Origin of the sequence: Bradyrhizobium sp. SZCCHNS1022, from assembly GCF_032484835.1 — a bacterium.
GTDB lineage: Bacteria > Pseudomonadota > Alphaproteobacteria > Rhizobiales > Xanthobacteraceae > Bradyrhizobium.
Genome location: NZ_JAUETT010000006.1, coordinates 454,465 through 474,431, shown reverse-complemented (window position 1 = coordinate 474,431; position 19,967 = coordinate 454,465). Strand labels below are relative to the sequence as shown.

The following is a 19,967-nucleotide window of genomic DNA, read 5'->3' as shown; positions in this document are numbered from 1 at the left end:
CGAGCCTCCTCGAAAACGCAAGTATCAATCGATGCTCGCGCTACCTTAACGCCTATGCGGCCTTCCCTGCGCCCTCTGCTTTCGATGAGGGCGACATTGCCGCAAAGCTCGGGCGCGCAACGCGCCGCGAGGCGGCGGGCGTATGTCTCAAGCTCGCGCTGTTTAACATGTGGATCGGACGATGCCGCGGGCGTCATTGCGAGGCGCATCGCGCCGCAAACCAGAGTCGCGGGGCGGGCGCCTGGATTGCTTCGCGGAGCCTGTCATCCGGCCGCGCCTTCGCGCGGACCGGGTGGCTCGCAATGACGGAGGGCTGGGCGGGCCGGCGGGCTTCAGGACGGTATCTCAGCGAGGGATTTACCGCCCCCAGGGGTGCCCAGAAGGAACCCCCATCCCTGCGCTATTCTGTCGCAGGTCTGTTTCCGTCCATTACAGAAGTTTAACGCGCCCGCCAGCACGCCGTAAGGCGGCAATCCCCATTTTCAGCACCGAACGGTGCTTCACCTCAACGACACCGAGCCCACCTTTTCTGGAGAAAAGCCGTATGACCGACCGTTTCACCGATCTGTCTTCCCTCCCATCATACCGGAAATCCCGGCGCGCCCTGTTTTCCGCGCGCAAGTTCGCGCTGATGGCCTCGGTGGTCGCGGGGCTGGGCGTCGCTGCCTATGGGCTGAGCCCCTCGAACGGTCCGGCGGACCTGTTCTCGAGCCCCGCCCATGCGCAGGTCGCCAATGAGGTGAGCAAGGTCGCCCGTCCGATCGGCTTCGCCGACATCGTGGAGCGGGTGAAGCCGTCGGTGATCTCGGTCAAGGTCAATATCAACGAGAAGGTCGCCAAGGACGACAGCAGCAGCGGCGGCGACGACGATACGCCGTTCCAGCCGGGCTCGCCGATGGAGCGCTTCTTCCGCCGCTTCGGCGGTCCAGACGGCTTCCCGGGCATGCGCGGCAATGGTCGCCGCCAGATCACGGGGCAGGGCTCCGGCTTCTTCATCTCGGCTGACGGCTTTGCCGTCACCAACAATCACGTGGTCGATGGCGCCAGCAAGGTCGAGGTGACGACCGATGACGGCAAGACCTACAGCGCCAAGGTGATCGGCACCGACCAGCGCACCGACCTCGCTCTGATCAAGGTCGAGGGCGGCTCGAACTTCCCGTTCGCGAAGCTGGCCGACGGCAAGCCGCGGATCGGCGACTGGGTGCTGGCGGTCGGCAACCCCTTCGGTCTCGGCGGCACGGTGACGGCCGGCATCGTCTCGGCGATGGGCCGCGACATCGGCAACGGTCCCTATGACGACTTCATCCAGATCGACGCGCCCGTGAACAAGGGCAACTCCGGCGGTCCCGCCTTCAACGTCGATGGCGACGTGGTCGGCGTGAACACCGCGATCTATTCGCCCTCCGGCGGCAGCGTCGGCATCGCGTTCTCGATCCCGGCCTCGACCGTGAAGAACGTCGTCGCCCAGCTCAAGGACAAGGGCTCGGTCAGCCGCGGCTGGATCGGCGTCCAGATCCAGCCGGTGACGCAGGATATCGCCGACAGCCTCGGCATGAAGAAGGCGGAAGGCGCGCTGGTCGCCGAGCCCCAGGCCAATGGCCCGGCGGCCAAGGCCGGCGTCCAGTCCGGCGACGTCATCACCGCGGTCAACGGCGAGCCGGTCAAGGATGCCCGTGAACTCGCCCGCACCATCGGCGGCATCGCACCGGGCACCGCGGTCAAGCTCAACGTCCTGCACAAGGGCCAGGAGAAGACGCTCGACCTGACGCTCGGCAAGCTGCCCGACAACATCGAGGCCAAGGCCGATGTCGGCGGCGACAATTCCGCTCCGACCCGCGGCACCGACGTGCCGAAGCTCGGCCTGACGGTGGCGCCCGCGAACAGCGTGGCCGGCGCCGGCAAGGAAGGCGTGGTCGTGACCGAGGTCGATCCGAAGAGCGCGGCGGCCGAGCGCGGCTTCAAGGAAGGCGACGTCATCCTCGAGGTCGCCGGCAAGAACGTCAGCTCCGCGGGCGACGTCCGCGACGCGCTGGCCGCGGCCAAGAACGACAACAAGAACAGCGTCCTGATGCGCGTGAAGAGCGGCGGCCAGTCGCGCTTCGTCGCGGTGCCGCTCGCCAAGGGCTGATACCGGACGCTGACGAGATGGAGGGATCGCCGGCATGTTGCCCCCGCGTCGGTGGTTCCTCCTGGGGGCGGGCGTTAGGCCCGCTCCCTCAAAACCTTCCGTTGGACAATGCCCCCCTCCGTCGGAAGGAACTCGGGCGGTGAAGTCCCCCCAGCTTCACCGCCCACCTCTCTGTTGACTGCGTTTGCCTTGCTTAACCCCTTGGCGTGGTTCGCCTTGCACCGAAACGGCGGCCGCGCCATGTAGATGGAAGCAGAAACCGTGACCGCCCCCGTTTCCGAAATGCGCCTTTTGATCGTCGAAGATGACCGCGAATCCGCCGATTATCTCGTGAAGGCGTTTCGCGAGGTCGGGCATATCGCCGATCTCGCCAGCGACGGCGAGGAAGGGCTGGCCATGGCCGAAAGCGGCGACTACGACGTGCTCGTGGTCGACCGCATGCTGCCCAAGCGCGACGGGCTGTCGCTGATCGGCGCGCTGCGCGAGACGGGCAACCGGACGCCGGTGCTGATCCTCTCGGCGCTGGGGCAGGTCGATGACCGCATCAAGGGCCTGCGCGCTGGCGGCGACGACTATCTGCCAAAGCCCTACGCCTTCGCCGAGCTGCTGGCCCGGGTCGAGGTGCTCTCCCGCCGCCATGGCGGCCCGGCCGAGGAGACGGTCTACCGGGTCGGCGATCTCGAGCTCGACCGGCTCTCCCATCGCGTCAACCGCGGCAAGGACGAATTGACCCTGCAGCCGCGCGAATTCCGCCTGCTCGAATACCTGATGAAGCATGCGGGACAGGTGGTGACGCGCACCATGCTGCTGGAGAACGTCTGGGATTATCACTTCGATCCGCAGACCAACGTCATCGACGTGCACATCTCGCGGCTGCGTTCCAAGATCGACAAGGGCTTCGAGCGCCCGCTGCTCCACACCATCCGCGGCGCGGGATACATGATCCGTGACGGCCTTCGGTAAACTGATCCGAACCACCGCGTTCCGGCTGACGCTGGTCTATCTGGCGCTGTTTGCACTGTTTGCGGCCTCGCTGCTCGGCTACTTCGCCTGGAACACCCGCCGCCTGATCACCGAGCAGATCTCGACCACGGTGACCGCCGAGATCAGCGAGATGACCGACATCTTCTCGCGGCGGGGCTTGCGCGGTCTCGTCTTCAACATCGAAAGCCGGGCGCTGCGGCCCGGGGCCAATCTCTACCTCATCACCACGCCGACCGGGCAGGCGATCGCCGGCAATGTCGGCTCGCTGGCGCCCGGCGTGATGGGCTCATCCGGCTGGTCCGAGACCTTCTACCGCAGGCTCGACGACCGCGGTGAGGAGACGCACCGCGCGCTGGTCTATGTCACCCAGCTTTCCAGCGGTTTCCGCCTGCTGATCGGCCGTGACCTCGAAGAGCGCAAGCGGATGTTCGGCATCGTGGCCAAGGCGGCGCAATGGTCGGTGCTGGTCGTGGTCGTGCTCGGGATCGGCGGCGGCATCTTCGTCGCGCGGCGCGTGCTGCGCCGGATCGATGCGATGACCGGCACCACCCGCCGCATCATGGCGGGCGACCTGTCGGGCCGCCTGCCGGTCGGGCGCAGCGGCGACGAGATCGATCGCCTGGCCGAAAACCTCAATGCGATGCTGGAGCGGATCGAGGCGCTGATGACCGGCCTCAAGGAGGTCTCGGACAACATCGCCCACGATCTGAAGACGCCGCTGACGCGGCTGCGCAACCGCGCCGAGGAGGCGCTGGCGAAATCGCGCACCGAGGGCGAATATCGCGCCGCGCTGGAACGCACCATCGAGGAATCCGACGGCCTGATCCGCACCTTCAATGCGCTGTTGATGATCGCGCGGGCCGAGTCGGGGCAGGCGCGCGGCGACATGATCGATTTCGACGCTGCGGAGGTCGCAAAGGGCATTCACGAGCTTTACGAGCCGCTCGCCGAAGACGACGGCATGATCCTGCGCGTCAAGGCCCCGACGGCACCGCTGCATGGCAATCGTGAGCTGATCAGCCAGGCGCTCGCCAATCTGGTCGAGAACGCGATCAAATACGGCAAGCCGGGCGTCGTGCCGCTCGGCATCGATGCGGCGGGACTGGCCAAGGAGATCCTGATCGAGGCGAAGCGCCAGGGCGATCAGGTGCTCCTGAGCGTGACCGATCATGGTCCCGGCATTCCCGAAGCCGAGCGCAAGCACGCGGTCGAGCGCTTCGTGCGGCTGGAGGCCAGTCGCACCCTGCCGGGTTCCGGTCTCGGGCTCAGCCTCGCCTCCGCCGTCGCGACCCTGCATGGTGGCGAACTGCGGCTCGGCGACGCCAATCCCGGGCTGATCGCAACCCTGGTGCTACCTGCCGCCGCAGGTCTGCCCGCAAGGCTTGCGGCTCAAACGGCGGATGTGCCACAGAAGGCGGCATGACCTCATCCGCGCCGGGACACGCGGACGGGCATAGCTTGGCTGCGCGTTTCGTGACCGGCCCGCATGTCCGTACGCCCGCCGAAGCCGAACGCCGCCTGACTGACTGGCTCGCCGATCTCGAGCCGGCCCAGGCGGCCGGCTTACGGTCCTTGCTTGGCGAGGGATATGCGCGAACGATCCTGCTCGGCATCGCCGAGCATTCGCCTTATCTTTTCGACCTCATCCGCGCCGACGGCGCCCGGCTGCTCCGGCTGTTGCGCAGCGAGCCGCAATCGCATCTCGCTGATCTGATTGAAAACACCGCGCGCGAGGTGTTCGCCGCCAGCAACGAAGCCGAGGTGATGCGGCTGTTGCGGCGGATGAAATCCGAGGCCGCGCTGCTCACCGCGCTCTGCGACATCGGCGGTGTCTGGCCGGTGATGCAGGTGACGGCCGCGCTGACCGACATCGCGGTCACCTCGGTCGAGATGGCGCTGCGTTATCTGCTCCGGCAGGAGGCGGTACGCGGTCGGCTTGCGCCTCCCGATGCCGAACGGCCGGAGGCCGGCACCGGGCTGTTCGTGCTCGCGATGGGCAAGATGGGCGCGGGCGAGCTGAACTATTCCAGCGACATCGACCTGATCGTGTTCTTCGATCCCGAAGTGTCGACCTTGGCGCCGGACATCGAGCCGCAGCCCTTCTTCGTGCGGGTCACGCAGGCGATGGCGCGCCTCCTGCAGCAGCGCACGGCGGACGGCTATGTGTTCCGGGTCGATCTGCGGCTTCGCCCCGATCCTGCCTCGACGCAGGTGGCGATGTCGACCGATGCGGCCCTGCATTATTACGAGCGGGAAGGGCGCACCTGGGAGCGCGCCGCCATGATCAAGGCCCGCGTCTGCGCCGGCGACGTCAAGGCCGGCGAGGCGCTGCTCGCAGAGCTCTCGCCCTTTGTCTGGCGCAAGCATCTCGACTTCCAAGCGCTCGCCGATGTCCATGACATGAAGCGGCAGATGCAGGTCTATCGCGGCCAGAGCGAGATCTCGGTCGAGGGCCATAACGTCAAGGTCGGCCGCGGCGGCATCCGCGAGATCGAGTTCTTCGCCCAGACCCAGCAGCTCATCGCCGGCGGCCGGCATGCGGATTTGCGCGTGCGCCAGACCCTGCAGGCACTCGATGTGCTGGCGGCGAGCAACTGGATCACCGATCAGGCGCGCGATGAACTCGGCGCAGCCTATCAGTTCCTGCGACGGGTCGAGCACCGCCTGCAGATGATCGCGGACGAGCAGACCCATAGCCTGCCGGAGGATCCGGAGGCGGTGGAGCGCTTCGCGCAGTTCTTCGGCTATGAGGGCCGCGACGCCTTCGCCAAGGACCTGCTGTTCCAGCTCAATATCGTGCAGGGCCATTACGCCAAGCTGTTCGAGGGCGATCCCACGGGAACGGCGAGCCTGCCGCCGGTCGATTACGGCGCGGGGCCGGACGAGCCGCGGCTGCTCGATCATCTGTCTGCGCTCGGATTCCGCGACCCGCTTATGGTGGCCAGGACGCTGCAGCAATGGATGGCGGGCGAGTACCGCGTGTTCCGGACCGAGACCACGCGCTCAGCCTTCACCGATTTCGTGCCGACGCTGATCGATTGTCTCGCGCATGCCGACGAACCCGACCGCGCCGTCGTGGCTTTCGACCGCTTCCTCCAGGCGCTGCAGCGAGGCGGGCGCCTCATCACTTTGCTCGGCCAGAACCGCGATCTGGTCGCACTGGTGGCGCTCGTACTCGGCGCCGCGCCCCGGCTCGGCGACATGCTGGCGCGGAAGCCGCAGTTGATGGACGGGCTGATCGATCCGCGCTTCTTCGGCGCCATGCCGGACAGGCGCGAATTGTCGGAACGGCTGGCGGCGACGCTCAAGGATGCCGGCACCTACGAAGAGTTTCTCGATCGTCTCCGCCTGTTCGGCCAGGAGAGCCTGTTCCTGATCGGCACGCGCATCCTCTCCGGCACGGTGTCGGCGCAGCAGGCCGGCACCGCCTTCGCCGATGTCGCTGAAGGCATCGTCCACACCGTGCATGGCCTGGTCACCGAGCGCTTCGCCGCCCAGCACGGCCGCATCAAGGGCCAGGAGACCGCTATCATCGCGATGGGGCGCCTGGGCGCGCGCGAGATGACGGCGTCCTCGGACCTCGACCTGATCCTGCTCTACGATTTCGATCCCGACGCGCCGGACTCCGACGGCGAGCGGCCGCTGCAGGGATCGCATTATTTCGCCCGCTTCACCCAGCGGTTGATTTCGGCCTTCACCTCGCGCACCAATTACGGCGTGCTCTACGATATCGATATGCGGCTGCGCCCGTCGGGCCGCGCCGGGCCGCTGGCCTCGCACATCTCATCCTTCGCCCATTATCAGGAGCACGAGGCCTGGACCTGGGAGCACATGGCGCTCACCCGCGCGCGGGTGATCTCGGCCTCGCCGGCGTTTCGTGCCACGATCGAACAGATGATCCGGGCGGCGCTGGTCAGGCCGCGCGATCCGACCGCCATTGCCCGCGACGTCGCCGACATGCGGCGCGCGATCGCGATGGAGAAGGGCGAGAGCGATCTGTGGGACCTCAAACATGCCGCCGGCGGCATGGTCGATATCGATTTCATCGCGCAATATCTGCAGCTCATTCACGCCGCCAGGCTGCCGGAAATCCTCGACGTCAGCAGCGTGCAGGTGCTGCACAACGCGAAGCGGCTCGACGTGCTGCCGCGTGCGGAAGCCGATGTCCTGGGCCAGGCGGCGCGGCTCTATCATGACCTGACACAGATCCTAAGGCTCTGCGTCAGCGGCAAGTTCAAGCCGGAGCAGGCGGGCGAGGATCTGTTGCGGGTGATGGCCCGTGCCGGCGACGCGCCGGACTTCTCGGCGCTGGAGGCCCGCGTGCGCGAGACGCAGAGCGAAGTGCGGCGGGTCTTCACGGCACTGCTGGAGGGGTGATCAAGCTTGAGAGAGGCTCGGGCGCCGCCCCGATGACCTTTCACTCCCCCCTTGAAGGAAGGGGCGCACCGAGGGGGCTTCAGGCCTTTTCCTTCACCGCCTGCTTCAGCGTTCCGATCGCTTCGTACACATCGGGATCGAGGCCGGCGCCACCGGCATCGTGATGCGCGAAGATCGACTTCAGCATGCGCGGGTCCCAGAACTTCTTGATATGCTCGGCGACGCCGGCAACAGTCTTGTCGTGGCCCTGGGGATGAAAGAACTTGCCGATCTGGTTGGCCATGTAGATCAGGCGGTCGTGGGTATCATGCGACATGCATCGTATCCGCTTGGCTGGATCGGGCGCTCTCGTCGGCGCCGATGATCCGTTCGGGGTGGGTGAAAATCTCAAATCCGTCGCTGCGGGCAACCGCGACCAGCGTAATGCCGGCAGCTTCCGCCATGCGGATCGCAAGCGCGGTCGGCGCAGATACTGCAACCACGAGCGGCGCGCCCATGGCGGCCGCCTTCTGCACCATCTCGACCGAGACCCGGCTGGTCAAGAGCACGATGCCTTCGTGCGCCGCCGTGTGCGACTGCGCCAGAGCGCCCGCCAACTTGTCCAGCGCATTGTGACGCCCGACATCCTCGCGCAAGGCGACGATGCTGCGCGCCGGCGTCCAGAACGCCGCGGCGTGCACGGCGCGGGTCTCGCGGTTGAGCTGCTGCAGCGGCTCGACGGCGGCCAACGCCGCCATGATGTCGCGCGGCGCGAAGCGCCGTCCCTCGGAAACAAGCGACGGCGCGCGCACCGCTTCCGCGATCGAATCGATGCCGCAGAGCCCGCAGCCGGTGGGGCCGGCGATATGCCGCCGGCGCTCGGCCATGCGCGCGGCAAGCTCGGGCGCGAGCCACATCCTGATCTCGATGCCATCGTCGAGCTCGACGACATCGAGCGAACGGATCTCGTCCGCCGTGTCGACGATGCCTTCGCTGAGGCTGAAGCCGATGCCGAAATCGGCAAGGTCCTGTGGCGTCCCCATCATGACGGCATGGGTGCCGCCATTATAGGTCAGCGCGATCGCGCTTTCCTCCGGCACGCGACGGCTACCTTCGCTGAAGGCCCCGTCGCGCCAGACCAGACGATTCGCGATGCGCACCGCATCCGACATCACTTCGCTCCAGCTCACTCCGCCGCTTCCACCACCGACGCGATCCGGCGCGACTGCCGGGCCTGCTCGTCATAGGCCTTCTGCCAATCCGACGGGCCGTTGGAGGGGGAGATCTGCACCGCGGTCACCTTGTATTCCGGGCAGTTGGTCGCCCAATCCGAATAGTCGGTGGTGATCACATTGGCTTGCGTCATCGGGTGGTGGAAGGTGGTGTAGACCACGCCCGGAGCCACGCGTTCGGTGATCAGCGCCCGCAGTGTCGTTTCGCCGGCGCGGCTTGCGAGCCGCACCCAGTCGCCGTCGCGGATGCCGCGCTGCTCGGCATCGTGCGGATGGATCTCCAGGCGGTCCTCGCCGTGCCAGACCACGTTGTCGGTGCGCCGCGTCTGGGCGCCGACATTGTACTGGGAGAGGATGCGGCCGGTGGTCAGCAGCAGCGGGAAGCGCGGGCCGGTGCGCTCGTCGGTCGCGACATATTCGGTGACGACGAACTTGCCCTTGCCGCGCACGAAGCCATCGATATGCATGATCGGCGTGCCCTCGGGCGCCTTCTCGTTGCAGGGCCACTGCACCGAACCGAGCTCTTCGAGCTTGGCGTAGGAGACCCCCGCGAAGCTCGGCGTCAGCGCCGCGATCTCGTTCATGATCTCGGACGGATGATTGTACTTCATCTCGAAGCCCATCGCCTTGGCGAGGCGGATGGTGACCTCCCAGTCGGCGAGCCCGTTGCGCGGGCTCATCACCTTGCGAACCCGTTGGATGCGGCGCTCGGCGTTGGTGAAGGTGCCGTCCTTCTCCAGGAAGGTCGAGCCGGGCAGGAACACATGGGCATAGTTGGCGGTCTCGTTCAGGAACAGATCCTGGACGACAACGCACTCCATTGCCGAAAGTGCCTGAACGACGTGGGTCGTGTTCGGGTCGGACTGCAGGATGTCCTCGCCCTGGACGTAGAGGCCCTTGAAGGTGCCGTCGATCGCGGAATCGAACATATTGGGGATGCGCAGGCCCGGCTCAGGGTTGAGCTTAACGTTCCACATCGCCTCGAACTGGTCACGCACGGCATCGCCCGAGATGTGCCGGTAGCCCGGCAGCTCGTGTGGGAACGAGCCCATGTCGCAGGAGCCCTGCACGTTGTTCTGGCCGCGCAGCGGATTCACGCCGACACCGCGGCGGCCGATATTGCCGGTCGCCATCGCGAGGTTGGCGATCGCGATCACCGTGGTCGAGCCCTGGCTGTGCTCGGTGACGCCGAGGCCGTAGTAGATCGCGGCGTTGCCGCCGGTGGCGTAGAGGCGGGCGGCGCCGCGCAGCTCTTGCGGATCGACCCCGGTCATCGCCGCGACCGCCTCGGGGCTGTTCTTCTCCTGCGCGACGAAAGCCGCCCAGTCCTGGAACTCGCTCCAGTCGCAGCGCTCGCGCACGAACGCCTCGTTGACCAGCCCTTCCGTGACGATGACATGCGCCATTGCGGTCAGCACGGCGACGTTGGTGCCCGGCATCAGCGGTAGATGGTGATCGGCCTTGATATGCGCCGACTTGACCAGCTCGGTGCGGCGCGGGTCGATCACGATCAGGTGGGCACCCTGGCGCAGCCGCTTCTTCATGCGCGAGGCGAACACCGGATGCGCATCCGACGGGTTCGCGCCGATCACCATGACGACGTCGGTGTCCTCGACGGAGTCGAAATCCTGGGTACCGGCGGAGGTGCCGAACGTGGTGGCGAGCCCATAGCCGGTCGGCGAGTGGCAGACGCGGGCACAGGTGTCGACATTGTTGTTGCCGAAGCCGGCGCGGATCAGCTTCTGCACCAGATAGGTCTCTTCGTTGGTGCAGCGGGACGAGGTGATGCCGCCGATCGCGTCGCGGCCATACTTGGCCTGGATGCCGCGCAGCTTCTGTGCGGCGAAGTTGAACGCTTCGTCCCACGACACCTCCCGCCAGGGCTCCGCGATGGTCTCGCGGATCATGGGCTTCAGGATGCGCTCCTTGTGGGTGGTGTAGCCCCAGGCGAAGCGGCCCTTGACGCAGGAATGGCCGCGATTGGCCTTGCCGTCCTTGTACGGCACCATGCGCACCACTTCCTCGCCGCGCATCTCGGCCTTGAAGGCGCAGCCGACGCCGCAATAGGCGCAGGTGGTGACGACCGAATGCTCGGGCTGGCCGATTTCGATCACGGACTTTTCGGTCAGCGTCGCGGTTGGGCAGGCCTGTACGCAGGCGCCGCAGGAGACGCATTCCGAGCCCAAGAAGCTCTCGCTCATGCCGGGCGACACCCGGCTGTCGAAGCCGCGGCCGGAGATGGTGAGGGCGAAGGTGCCTTGCACTTCCTCGCAGGCGCGGACGCAGCGCGAGCAGACGATGCACTTTGCGGGGTCATAGCTGAAATAGGGGTTGGACTCGTCCTTGGGCAGCCATGCCGGATTGGCTTCGCCACAGGCCTCGGCGAACACGTGGTTCTCGCCCTGGTAGCCGTAGCGGACGTCGCGCAGGCCGACCGCGCCCGCCATGTCCTGCAGTTCGCAATCGCCATTCGCCGCGCAGGTCAGACAGTCGAGCGGATGGTCGGAGATGTAGAGCTCCATCACGCCTTTGCGCAGCTTCTTCAGCCGTTCGCTCTGGGTGTGGACCACGAGCCCCGGTGCGACCGGCGTAGTGCAGGAGGCGGGCGTGCCGTTGCGACCTTCGATCTCGACCAGGCACAGCCGGCAGGAGCCGAAGGCGTCGACCATGTCGGTCGCGCAGAGTTTCGGGATCTCGGTGCCGGCCTCCATCGCCGCGCGCATGATCGAGGTGCCCTCAGGGACGGTGATGCTCTGACCGTCGATGGTCAGCGTCACCATGGTCTCTGACTTCGAGCGTGGGGTGCCGTAATCGGTTTCCTGGATGAGCGACATGGCGACGTCCTTACTCCGCCGCTTGCAGGCGCGGCTGCTGCGGTCCGAAATCTTCGCGGAAGTGTTTGAGCGCGCTGAGCACCGGATAAGGCGTGAAGCCTCCGAGCGCGCAGAGCGAGCCGAGTTTCATGGTGCTGCAGAGGTCTTCGACCAATGCGATGTTGTCCGAGACGCGGTCGCCGCGTCGGATCTTGTCGATGGTTTCGACCCCACGGGTCGAGCCGATGCGGCAGGGCGTGCATTTGCCGCAAGACTCGATCGCGCAGAATTCCATCGCGAACCGCGCCTGCTTGGCCATGTCGACCGTGTCGTCGAACACGACGATGCCGCCGTGACCGATCAGGCCGTCGCGGGCGGCGAAGGCTTCGTAGTCGAACGGCGTGTCGAACAGCGCGCGCGGGAAATAGGCCCCGAGCGGCCCGCCGACCTGTACCGCCCGCACCGGGCGCCCGGTGAAGGTGCCGCCGCCGATCTCGTCGACCAGTTCGCCCAGCGTGATGCCGAATGAGGTCTCGAACAGCCCGCCGAACTTGATGTTGCCGGCAAGCTGGATCGGCATCGTGCCGCGCGAGCGTCCCATGCCGAAATCGGCGTAGGTCTTGGCGCCTTCGTCCAGGATGTAGGGAATCGCGGAAAACGACAGCAGGTTGTTGATGACTGTCGGCTTGCCGAACAGGCCGTGATGCGCGGGCAGCGGCGGCTTGGCGCGGACGATGCCGCGCTTGCCTTCCAGGCTCTCGAGCAGCGAGGTTTCCTCGCCGCAGACATAGGCGCCGGCGCCGGAGCGCACTTCGAGATCGAACGCGAAGTTGGAGCCGGCGACCTTGTCGCCGAGCAGGCCGGCCTTCCTGGCAATGGCGATCGCTTTCGTCATCGCCGCGATTGCGTGCGGATATTCCGAGCGGGTGTAGATGTAGCCCTTGGTGGCGCCCACCGCGATGCCCGCGATCGTCATGCCCTCGATCAGGACGAAGGGATCGCCTTCCATCAACATGCGGTCGGCGAAGGTGCCGCTGTCGCCTTCGTCGGCGTTGCAGATCACGTATTTGCGGTCGGCCGCCGTCTGCGCCACCGTCTTCCACTTGATGCCGGTGGGGAAGCCGGCGCCGCCGCGGCCGCGCAGGCCGGAGGCCGTGACCTCGGCGATGATCTCATCGGGTTTCAGAGTGAGCGCGCGTGCGAGGCCGCGATAGCCGCCATGGGCGCGGTAGTCGTCGAGCGAGAGCGGATCGACGACGCCGCAGCGGGCGAAGGTGAGGCGGGTCTGCCGCTTCAGCCAGGGGATATCGTCCGTCTTGCCCAGCGCGAGCGGATGCGCCTTGCCGGCGACAATGGCGTCCAGCAGCGATGGGACGTCGGCAGTCGTGACCGGACCGAAGCCGAGGCGGCCGTTGGGCGTGGCGACTTCGACCAGCGGCTCCAGCCAGTACAGGCCGCGGGAGCCATTACGAACGATCTCGATGGTGAGGCCGCGCTCGAGCGCCGCACCATGCAGCGCGCTCACAACCTCGTCGGCGCCAACCGCAAGCGCCCCGGCATCGCAGGGAACGAACAGACGCAGGCTCATCGTTGGGCCTCCGACACGAGGGCATCGAGCCGGGCTTCGTCAAGCCGTCCGACCAGGCGCCCGTCCAGCATGGCCGACGGTGCGGTGGCGCAGAGTCCGAGGCAATAGATCGGCTCCAGGGTAACGCGCTCATCCGGCGTCGTGTTGCCGATAGCGACACCGAGCTTGGCTTCGGCGCGGGCGGCCAGAGCATCGCCACCGGCAGCCTGGCAGGCCTCCGCGCGGCACAGTTTCAGCACATGCCGCCCGGCGGGCTTGGCCCGGAAATCATGGTAGAAGGTGAAGACGCCGTAAACTTCCGCGCGCGACAAGTTCAGCGCGGAGGCGATCATCGGCAGCGCCTCCTCCGGAATGTAGCCGAAGGCCTCCTGCAGCGCGTGAAGGATCGGCAGGGCCGCACCCTCCATCTGGCTGTGCTGGGCGATGATCTCGGCGCCGCGCGCCGCCTCCCAAGGTTCGTAGACCGGCGTCATTCTTGTCCCATCGATACGTTGCTGGCTTGCCTTGATGAGAATTGGAATTGGTCCAAATATCAATAAAGCAGTCCCGTGCTGCGATAGCGAAAGACAATCGAAGGATCGCTAAATTTGGACCCAAAACAGGCGCTTAGCGGCCGGTTGTCGCAGCTTTGCCATGTTGCGACCGCGTTCGCCATGCTAATGAAACCCATGCCGTCCATGCGCCCGGCGGCACAACTTCCGGGAAGGCCTCGTTTTTGATCGACAAGCTCGAACTTCTGCTCGCGCTCGCGAAGGAGCGGCATTTTGGCCGCGCCGCGGAGGCCTGCGGCGTCACCCAGCCGACCATGTCGACCAGCATCAAGCAGCTCGAGGAGATCCTCGGAGTGATGCTGGTGCAGCGCGGCTCGCGTTTCCAGGGCTTCACGCCGGAGGGGGAGCGGACGCTGGACTGGGCCCGGCGCATTGTCGGCGATTTCCGGGCGATGCGGCAGGAAATCAATGGGCTGAAGGACAAGCTGTCCGGCGAAATCCGGATCGCGGCGGTGCCGACCGTGCTCGGCATGGTTGCGTCCTTGACGACACCGTTCCGGGCGCGTCATCCGGACGTACGGTTCCGCATCATGTCCTGCACCTCGGCCGACGTGCTTGGGCTGTTGGAAAATCTCGAGGTGGACGCCGGCCTCACCTATATCGAGAACGAGCCGATCGGGAAGGTGCGCACCATCCCGCTTTACAACGAGAGCTATCGGCTCCTGACCGCGCCGGATGCCATGTTCGGGGATCGCGACGAGGTGACGTGGAAAGAGGTCGGGCAGGTGCCGCTCTGCCTGCTGACGCCCGACATGCAGAACCGCCGCATCATCGATCGCGCGCTCCGCGCCGCGGGCAGCGAGGTGGCGCCGACGCTGACCTCCAATTCACTGCTGGTGCTCTACACCCATGTGAAGACCGGTCGCTGGGCGAGCGTGATGCCGGCCAAGCTCGCGGAGACCCTGGGGCTCGCCGACAAGGTGCGCTCGATCCCGATCGTCGATCCCGTGATCAACTACCAGATCGGGCTCGTGATCCCGCAGCGCGATCCGATGACCCCCCTCATTGCCGCGCTGGTGCAGATCGTCCGCGAGGTCGCGCCGAGCCTGCAGGCGTGATGTCCTCGCCCGTTGTTCGGCCGTGATCAGCCTATCGGGGGTGGGCTGGTCCAATGTTCCTGCGCCACGGTGTCGTTCCACGCCGACCCGATCGGCTGCAGTGTGACCCATGTTTCGGCAAGCTTGCCGCCTTCGATCCGATAGGCCTGCAGTCCTGCGCGGGTGCAGACCTTGCCGGTCGCCTGGTCGGTCCATGTCATCGTGAAGCGATACCAAGCGCGATTGTCGTGGAGCGCATGGTCGTAGACGATGATCCGGACGTCAGGTCTGTCCTGCCTCAGTCTGGCGAGTTCGGCCGCGTAGCTTTCCCGGGTGACGCTCCGGTCGCCGACCTCATCATGCCGGACGTAATGAGGGCAGACGCAGTCGGGCACCAGATCGTAGCGGCCGTCATGCCAGACTTGCTCCCACCGGTCGAACAGGTCGCGCAAGGCTGAATTGTCGGACATCATCGAACCTCTTTGGTGAGCCTATCCGTCCAGCAGCCGTCATGCTGGTTTGCGCGAGTTGTCGCGCGGCGCTCACGCCCCCGTGACGCGCCAGATGCAATCGCCGACGTCGTCGGCCACCAGCAGCGAGCCGGCGGGGCCGAGCGTGACGCCGACCGGCCGGCCGTAGGAGACGCGCTCGTCCGGGGCGAGGAAGTCCGACAGGATGTCGCGTGGCGGCCCTGACGGACGGCCGTTCTCGAACGGGATGAAGACGACCTTGTAGCCAGAGAGCTTGCTGCGATTCCAGGAGCCGTGCTGGCCGATGACCATGCCCTGGGGAAAGCCCGGCAAGTGGCCGGCCGGCATCCAGCACAAGCCGAGCGAAGCCGTATGGCCGCCGAGCGCGTAGTCCGGCGTGATCGCGGTGGCGACCATGGCCGGGTCCTGCGGCACGCGGTCGTCGACCGTCTTGCCCCAATAGCAATAGGGCCAGCCATAGAAGCCGCCCTCGCGCACCGAGGTCAGATAGTCGGGCGGAGTCTCGTCGCCGAGGCCGTCGCGCTCATTGACCACGGTCCACAGCACGGCGGTGGTCGGCTCGAAAGCGAGGCCGACGGGGTTGCGCAGGCCTGAGGCGAAGATGCGGCTCTCGCCGCTAGCAACGTCGAGCTCATAAATGCAGGCGCGGCCTTGTTCGACCTCGAAGCCCATCTCGGCGATGTTGGTGAGCGAGCCGACACCGCAATAGAGCTTCCTGCCGTCAGCGCTCGGCAGCAGGCTCCGGGTCCAATGGCCGCCGGGCTTGAAGGTCGTGAGCCGCCGCCCTTGCGCGGTGATGCGGTCCGCCCCGGCGGTGTAGGGGAAGGCCATGATGCCGTCGGTGTTGCCGACATAGAAAGTGTCGCCGAGCTGGGCCATGCCGAACGGCTGGTTCAAGCCCTCCATGAATGTCGTCTGGATTTCGGCGACACCGTCGCCATTGTCATCGCGCAGACGTGTGATGCGGTTGGCGCTGACGCCGAGCGCCGCCGCGCGCCGCATCGTGGCCTGCATCGCATAGTCAAAGACGCTCCTGGGCGATCGTGCGACCTGCGTCGCCTCGGCGACGAGCACGTCGCCATTGGGCATCACGTTGATCCAGCGCGGATGCTTCAGGCCGGTCGCGAAGGCATTGACCTTGAGCCCGGCTGCTGCCGTGGGGACGTGTCCCGCGCTCCAGCCCTGCGCGGTCGGCATCTTCAAGGTGGGGAGCGCACCTTGCGGCTTGGCGGCGGGGATCTGCGGCTGCTGGCCCCAGGCCGGCTTCGGCGTGTCACCCTGGAGCCGGCGCCACTGCAGCGCGGCGCCGCCGACCAGCGCGACACCGCGCGCAACGATGCTGGAAAAGCTCATGGGGTTCCCCTGTCGAATTTCTGCGCTCCGGCTGCCCAGCCGGCAAAACGCCCCCGATTAGACGCATTGTCGATCTGCAAGTCTACCGGCCGACGGCGCCGCCGATCGCATAGCTCCATCGCGTGCCACGGTCATGACAGTATGTGGTCCCTGCGCGGCAGCGGAGCGTTCAGTAGTCCGTGAAGGCCTTGCGCATCACCGCTTCCTCCTGCCGGATGCGTAAGGTGAGCGGGACGGCATAGATGATCAGGCCGGCGACCAGCGTCACGAAGGCGTGCAGCGTCAGCGCATAGCCGATCAGCTCGGGAAGGATGTTGAGGAAGTAGTTGGGGTGGCGCACGGCCCGGAACAACGGATGCGTGACCAGCTGATGATCGCGGGCGATGAACAGTTTCACCGTCCAGAACCGCCCGAGCAGCCGCGACACCACGAACAGCATCACTGCGCCGAACAGGTAGATGACGAAGCCGACCGCACTGATCACATCGAGCGGCGCGGCGCGGACGATGCCCTCGGCGGTTGCGGCGAGATAGAATGCAACATGGGCAATCGCGAGCCAGCGCGAGACCGACGCGCCATATTCGGTCGCGCCTTCCGCGCGCAGGCGCTTCTCGTTTCTGATGGAGACGGCGAGCATCGCGAAGCGATACGCGAAGGCGGCGACGATGAAGAGATACAGCACGGGAGATCCATTGTTCGGGAGGCCGCTAGCCATAGTTGCCGGCGTGTTGAACCGTCAACCATGATGATGTGCAAGCATCACGAAAGCACGTGACAGCCCCGTGACTCAGCTACTGCATGCCGCGAGTAGGAAGCATGCATGCCTCTGTCATTGCGGGCGAAGCAATCCGCAGGATCTGCCGGTCCGGCAGTCTGGATTGCTTCGTCGCTCCGCTCCTCGCAATGACGAGCGGATAGGGCGATGGGAATCCCCAAATGCCGCCGCCTGAAACGTGTAGCAGACGCGGCCTGGTCGCGCTCACGCCGCGACGGGCATCGCCGCACCGTCTTTGACTGCATCGCGCGGCAGGGTCACGCGCACCACAGTGCCGGCCTCGAGCTTGGAGCGCAGCCGCATCGAGCCGCCATGCAATTGGGCGAGCGAGCGCGCGATCGCCAGCCCCAGCCCCGAGCCGTGATAGGTCTTGGTCATCTGGCTTTCGACCTGCTCGAACGGGCGCCCGAGCCGCGCCAGCGACTGCGGCGCAATTCCGATGCCGGTGTCGGCGATGACGAGGACGATCCTGTCCTCGAACACGCGGCTGCGCACCGTGACGCGGCCGCCGTCAGGCGTGAACTTCACCGCGTTGGAGAGCAGGTTGACGATGATCTGCTTGGTCGCGCGGCGGTCGGCCACGATCGGAACGCTGCCGCCGATCTTGGCGTCGAGCTCCAGGCCCTTGTCGTGGGCGCGGCCCGAGACGACGCGCAGCGACTCCGCAAGCGTCGTGGCGAGATCGAGCGGCTCCATGTCGAGCTTCATGCGGCCGGCTTCGATCTTCGACATGTCGAGGATGTCGTTGATCACCTCGAGCAGATATTGGCCGGAGGTCAGGATGTCGTGGCAGTATTCCTGGTATTTCTCCGAGCCGAGCGAGCCGAACATGCCGCTGCCCATGATCTCGGAGAAGCCGATGATGGCGTTGAGCGGCGTGCGCAGCTCGTGGCTCATATTGGCGAGGAATTTCGACTTGGTCTGGTTGGCTTCCTCGGCGCGGGTCTTCTCTTTGGAATATTTCTCGGCGAGATCGGCGAGCTCGATCGCCTGGCGCTCCAGCGCGGCCTGCGAGCGCTGCAGGTCGATGACGGTCGCCCGCAGCCGCAGATCGTTGTCGATCAGCCTCTGTTCGTGCTCCTTGATGCGGGTGATGTCGGTGCCGACCGAGACATAGCCGCCGTCCTTGGTGCGCCGTTCGCTGATATGCAGCCAGCTGCCGTTATCGAGCTGGGCCTCGAAGGTGCGCGCGCCCGGGACTTGCGGGCCGCTGTCGTGCAGCCGGGTGCGGACCTCCGGCATCTTGCCGACCTCGATCACGGTCTCATAGGAGGTGCCGGGGATGACCGCCGAGTCCGGCAGCTTGTGCAGGCTCTGGAAGTGCGAGTTGCAGAGCACGAGCCGGTTGCTCGCGTCCCACAGCACGAAGGCCTCAGGGATGGTCTCGATCGCGTCGCGCAGCCGCAGATCGGCTTCGACGGACTTCTCGGCGAGGCTCTTCTGCTCGGTGATGTCGACCGCGATGCCGATCAGGTGCAGGCCGGACTCGGTGGCGCCGTGGCTGAGTTCGCAGCGCACCCGCAGCCAGATCCAGTGGCCGCCGGTATGCCGCATCCGGAAGCTCTGGTCGATATGGTCGATCTCGCTCGCGACCAGCTGATCGGCGATGGCGAACAGGTCGATATCGTCGGAATTCACCAGCGCATTGACCTCGCCGAAGGTGAGGAGATCGCTGCGATTGTCCAGGCCGAGCATCGCGAACATCGAGTTCGACCAGAAGATGCGGCCGCGCGACAGGTCCCAGTCCCACAGTCCGCAGCGGCCGCGGTTGAGCGCGGTGTCGATGCGGCCGCGCACGGCGTCGTTGATGAGGTCGCCTTCGCGGGCGCGGGTGGACTGCCAGTGGAAGGCGAAGCCGAGGATCAGGACGACGAAGCCGGTGGTGGCCGAGAGCGTCACCGACAGCGCGGCGTCCGATCCCCAGATCGGCTCGAGCTTCTCCTGGATCACGACGACCCGGCCGGGCAGCTGCTTGACGAGCTGCGAGATCGCGAGCGCGGCGCGGCCGTTCGGCAGGACAATCTCGGTGACGGTGCCCTGCAGGCCCGGCGTCGCCAGCAGCTGTGCCGTCGAGATCAGGTCGAGGATGCGGTCGTTCGCGCCGAGGCTCGCATCGACCGGCACCCTGGCGAGAATGCGGTGATCGGCGGCGGTGACGATGACATGGCGGCCCGGGGCAACGCCCCAGGTCGGAATGAGGTCGGGCAGCAGGCTCTGCAGACGCTCGATATTGGCGAGCCTGTCGGGCTTGACCGAGAGATGGCCGATCCGATCGGTGAGGAGATCGGCAAGGGCGGCGAGGTCGCGCTTGTTGGACGCGCGCTTCTGCCGGCTCTGATCGAGCACCTGGACGAAGGCGCCGAGACAGATCGTGACCAGGAAGGCGATGATCAGAGTAGGGACAGCACGACGCAACACCGGCTCAGCGGTCAACAGCCTCTGATAGGCCGGTTTCGCGATCGATTGCGCCAACCCTTTGATCGAGTCAGAAGATTGGACGCACGCGTTCGCGGCATGCGCACGCGCCATGCTGAAGACCCCCTCAAAACTTCAGTGAACACCTAAGTTTCGAAAGAGCCCCCAGCGCTTCCGAATCAACCTGATTTGAATCCAGTTTTTGCGGACTGTCGAGAGTCAACGATTTGGTTAAGACGAATAA

At 66.2% G+C, this 19,967-nt stretch carries 14 protein-coding genes; 5 read left to right on the top strand and 9 right to left on the bottom strand.

Features of this window, described 5'->3' with window-relative positions:
- Positions 1 to 544: 544 nt before the first annotated feature.
- The 4 genes from QX071_RS30315 to QX071_RS30300 all read left to right on the top strand — a co-directional run bounded on the left by QX071_RS30315 (position 545) and on the right by QX071_RS30300 (position 7,489).
- The gene (locus QX071_RS30315) at positions 545 to 2,128 is read left to right on the top strand and encodes a Do family serine endopeptidase (RefSeq protein ID WP_315705490.1); all 1,584 of its coding nucleotides are present in this window, start codon (positions 545 to 547) and stop codon (positions 2,126 to 2,128) included.
- A 282-nt stretch (positions 2,129 to 2,410) separates the two neighbouring features.
- On the top strand, positions 2,411 to 3,091 hold the full coding sequence (locus tag QX071_RS30310; protein ID WP_315705937.1) for a response regulator transcription factor: 681 nt from the start codon (positions 2,411 to 2,413) through the stop codon (positions 3,089 to 3,091).
- Positions 3,075 to 4,535 (top strand): ATP-binding protein, encoded by a 1,461-nt coding sequence (locus QX071_RS30305; protein WP_315705491.1) that lies wholly within the window; start codon positions 3,075 to 3,077, stop codon positions 4,533 to 4,535. Before QX071_RS30310 ends, QX071_RS30305 begins: the two co-directional genes overlap by 17 nt.
- Entirely contained in the window at positions 4,532 to 7,489 is a 2,958-nt protein-coding gene (locus QX071_RS30300; protein WP_315705492.1) for a bifunctional [glutamine synthetase] adenylyltransferase/[glutamine synthetase]-adenylyl-L-tyrosine phosphorylase, read from the top strand. Before QX071_RS30305 ends, QX071_RS30300 begins: the two co-directional genes overlap by 4 nt.
- Positions 7,490 to 7,568: 79 nt before the next feature.
- Here the strand turns inward: QX071_RS30300 and QX071_RS30295 are convergent, their stop codons facing one another.
- The 5 genes from QX071_RS30295 to QX071_RS30275 are packed head-to-tail and all read right to left on the bottom strand — an operon-like array spanning position 7,569 to position 13,574.
- Entirely contained in the window at positions 7,569 to 7,805 is a 237-nt protein-coding gene (locus QX071_RS30295; protein WP_315705493.1) for a formate dehydrogenase subunit delta, read from the bottom strand.
- A complete protein-coding gene (gene fdhD / locus QX071_RS30290; protein ID WP_315705938.1) occupies positions 7,795 to 8,640 on the bottom strand; it encodes a formate dehydrogenase accessory sulfurtransferase FdhD in 846 nt (281 codons plus the stop codon). The genes QX071_RS30295 and fdhD overlap by 11 nt, the downstream gene beginning before the upstream one ends.
- Positions 8,641 to 8,654: 14 nt before the next feature.
- On the bottom strand, positions 8,655 to 11,534 hold the full coding sequence (fdhF, locus tag QX071_RS30285) for a formate dehydrogenase subunit alpha (RefSeq protein WP_315705494.1): 2,880 nt from the start codon (positions 11,532 to 11,534) through the stop codon (positions 8,655 to 8,657).
- A 10-nt stretch (positions 11,535 to 11,544) separates the two neighbouring features.
- Positions 11,545 to 13,101: an NADH-quinone oxidoreductase subunit NuoF gene (locus QX071_RS30280; RefSeq protein WP_315705495.1), complete on the bottom strand. Its 1,557-nt coding sequence runs from the start codon at positions 13,099 to 13,101 to the stop codon at positions 11,545 to 11,547.
- Positions 13,098 to 13,574, bottom strand: a complete 477-nt coding sequence (locus QX071_RS30275) for a formate dehydrogenase subunit gamma (RefSeq protein WP_315705496.1) — start codon at positions 13,572 to 13,574, stop codon at positions 13,098 to 13,100. The genes QX071_RS30280 and QX071_RS30275 overlap by 4 nt, the downstream gene beginning before the upstream one ends.
- 242 nt (positions 13,575 to 13,816) lie before the next feature.
- Between QX071_RS30275 and QX071_RS30270 the strand changes: the two genes are divergently transcribed.
- On the top strand, positions 13,817 to 14,710 hold the full coding sequence (locus QX071_RS30270; RefSeq protein ID WP_315705497.1) for a LysR family transcriptional regulator: 894 nt from the start codon (positions 13,817 to 13,819) through the stop codon (positions 14,708 to 14,710).
- A gap of 26 nt (positions 14,711 to 14,736) precedes the next feature.
- On the opposite strand, the gene QX071_RS30265 is transcribed toward QX071_RS30270, so the two are convergent.
- The 4 genes from QX071_RS30265 to QX071_RS30250 form a co-directional block, all read right to left on the bottom strand.
- On the bottom strand, positions 14,737 to 15,159 hold the full coding sequence (locus tag QX071_RS30265; protein WP_315705498.1) for an ester cyclase: 423 nt from the start codon (positions 15,157 to 15,159) through the stop codon (positions 14,737 to 14,739).
- Positions 15,160 to 15,231: 72 nt separating this feature from the next.
- The gene (locus tag QX071_RS30260; RefSeq protein WP_315705499.1) at positions 15,232 to 16,533 is read right to left on the bottom strand and encodes a sorbosone dehydrogenase family protein; all 1,302 of its coding nucleotides are present in this window, start codon (positions 16,531 to 16,533) and stop codon (positions 15,232 to 15,234) included.
- A gap of 169 nt (positions 16,534 to 16,702) precedes the next feature.
- Entirely contained in the window at positions 16,703 to 17,215 is a 513-nt protein-coding gene (locus QX071_RS30255; RefSeq protein ID WP_315705500.1) for an isoprenylcysteine carboxyl methyltransferase family protein, read from the bottom strand.
- A gap of 297 nt (positions 17,216 to 17,512) precedes the next feature.
- On the bottom strand, positions 17,513 to 19,837 hold the full coding sequence (locus QX071_RS30250; protein ID WP_315705501.1) for a PAS domain-containing sensor histidine kinase: 2,325 nt from the start codon (positions 19,835 to 19,837) through the stop codon (positions 17,513 to 17,515).
- Positions 19,838 to 19,967 lie beyond the last annotated feature (130 nt).

Coding starts and splice junctions, on each gene's coding strand:
- QX071_RS30315 (WP_315705490.1), top strand. CDS start 545: ATGACCGACCGTTTCACCGATCTGTCTTCCCTCCCATCATACCGGAAA.
- QX071_RS30310 (WP_315705937.1), top strand. CDS start 2,411: ATGCGCCTTTTGATCGTCGAAGATGACCGCGAATCCGCCGATTATCTC.
- QX071_RS30300 (WP_315705492.1), top strand. CDS start 4,532: ATGACCTCATCCGCGCCGGGACACGCGGACGGGCATAGCTTGGCTGCG.
- QX071_RS30295 (WP_315705493.1), bottom strand. CDS start 7,805: ATGTCGCATGATACCCACGACCGCCTGATCTACATGGCCAACCAGATC.
- fdhD (WP_315705938.1), bottom strand. CDS start 8,640: ATGTCGGATGCGGTGCGCATCGCGAATCGTCTGGTCTGGCGCGACGGG.
- fdhF (WP_315705494.1), bottom strand. CDS start 11,534: ATGTCGCTCATCCAGGAAACCGATTACGGCACCCCACGCTCGAAGTCA.
- QX071_RS30280 (WP_315705495.1), bottom strand. CDS start 13,101: ATGAGCCTGCGTCTGTTCGTTCCCTGCGATGCCGGGGCGCTTGCGGTT.
- QX071_RS30275 (WP_315705496.1), bottom strand. CDS start 13,574: ATGACGCCGGTCTACGAACCTTGGGAGGCGGCGCGCGGCGCCGAGATC.
- QX071_RS30265 (WP_315705498.1), bottom strand. CDS start 15,159: ATGTCCGACAATTCAGCCTTGCGCGACCTGTTCGACCGGTGGGAGCAA.
- QX071_RS30260 (WP_315705499.1), bottom strand. CDS start 16,533: ATGAGCTTTTCCAGCATCGTTGCGCGCGGTGTCGCGCTGGTCGGCGGC.
- QX071_RS30250 (WP_315705501.1), bottom strand. CDS start 19,837: ATGGCGCGTGCGCATGCCGCGAACGCGTGCGTCCAATCTTCTGACTCG.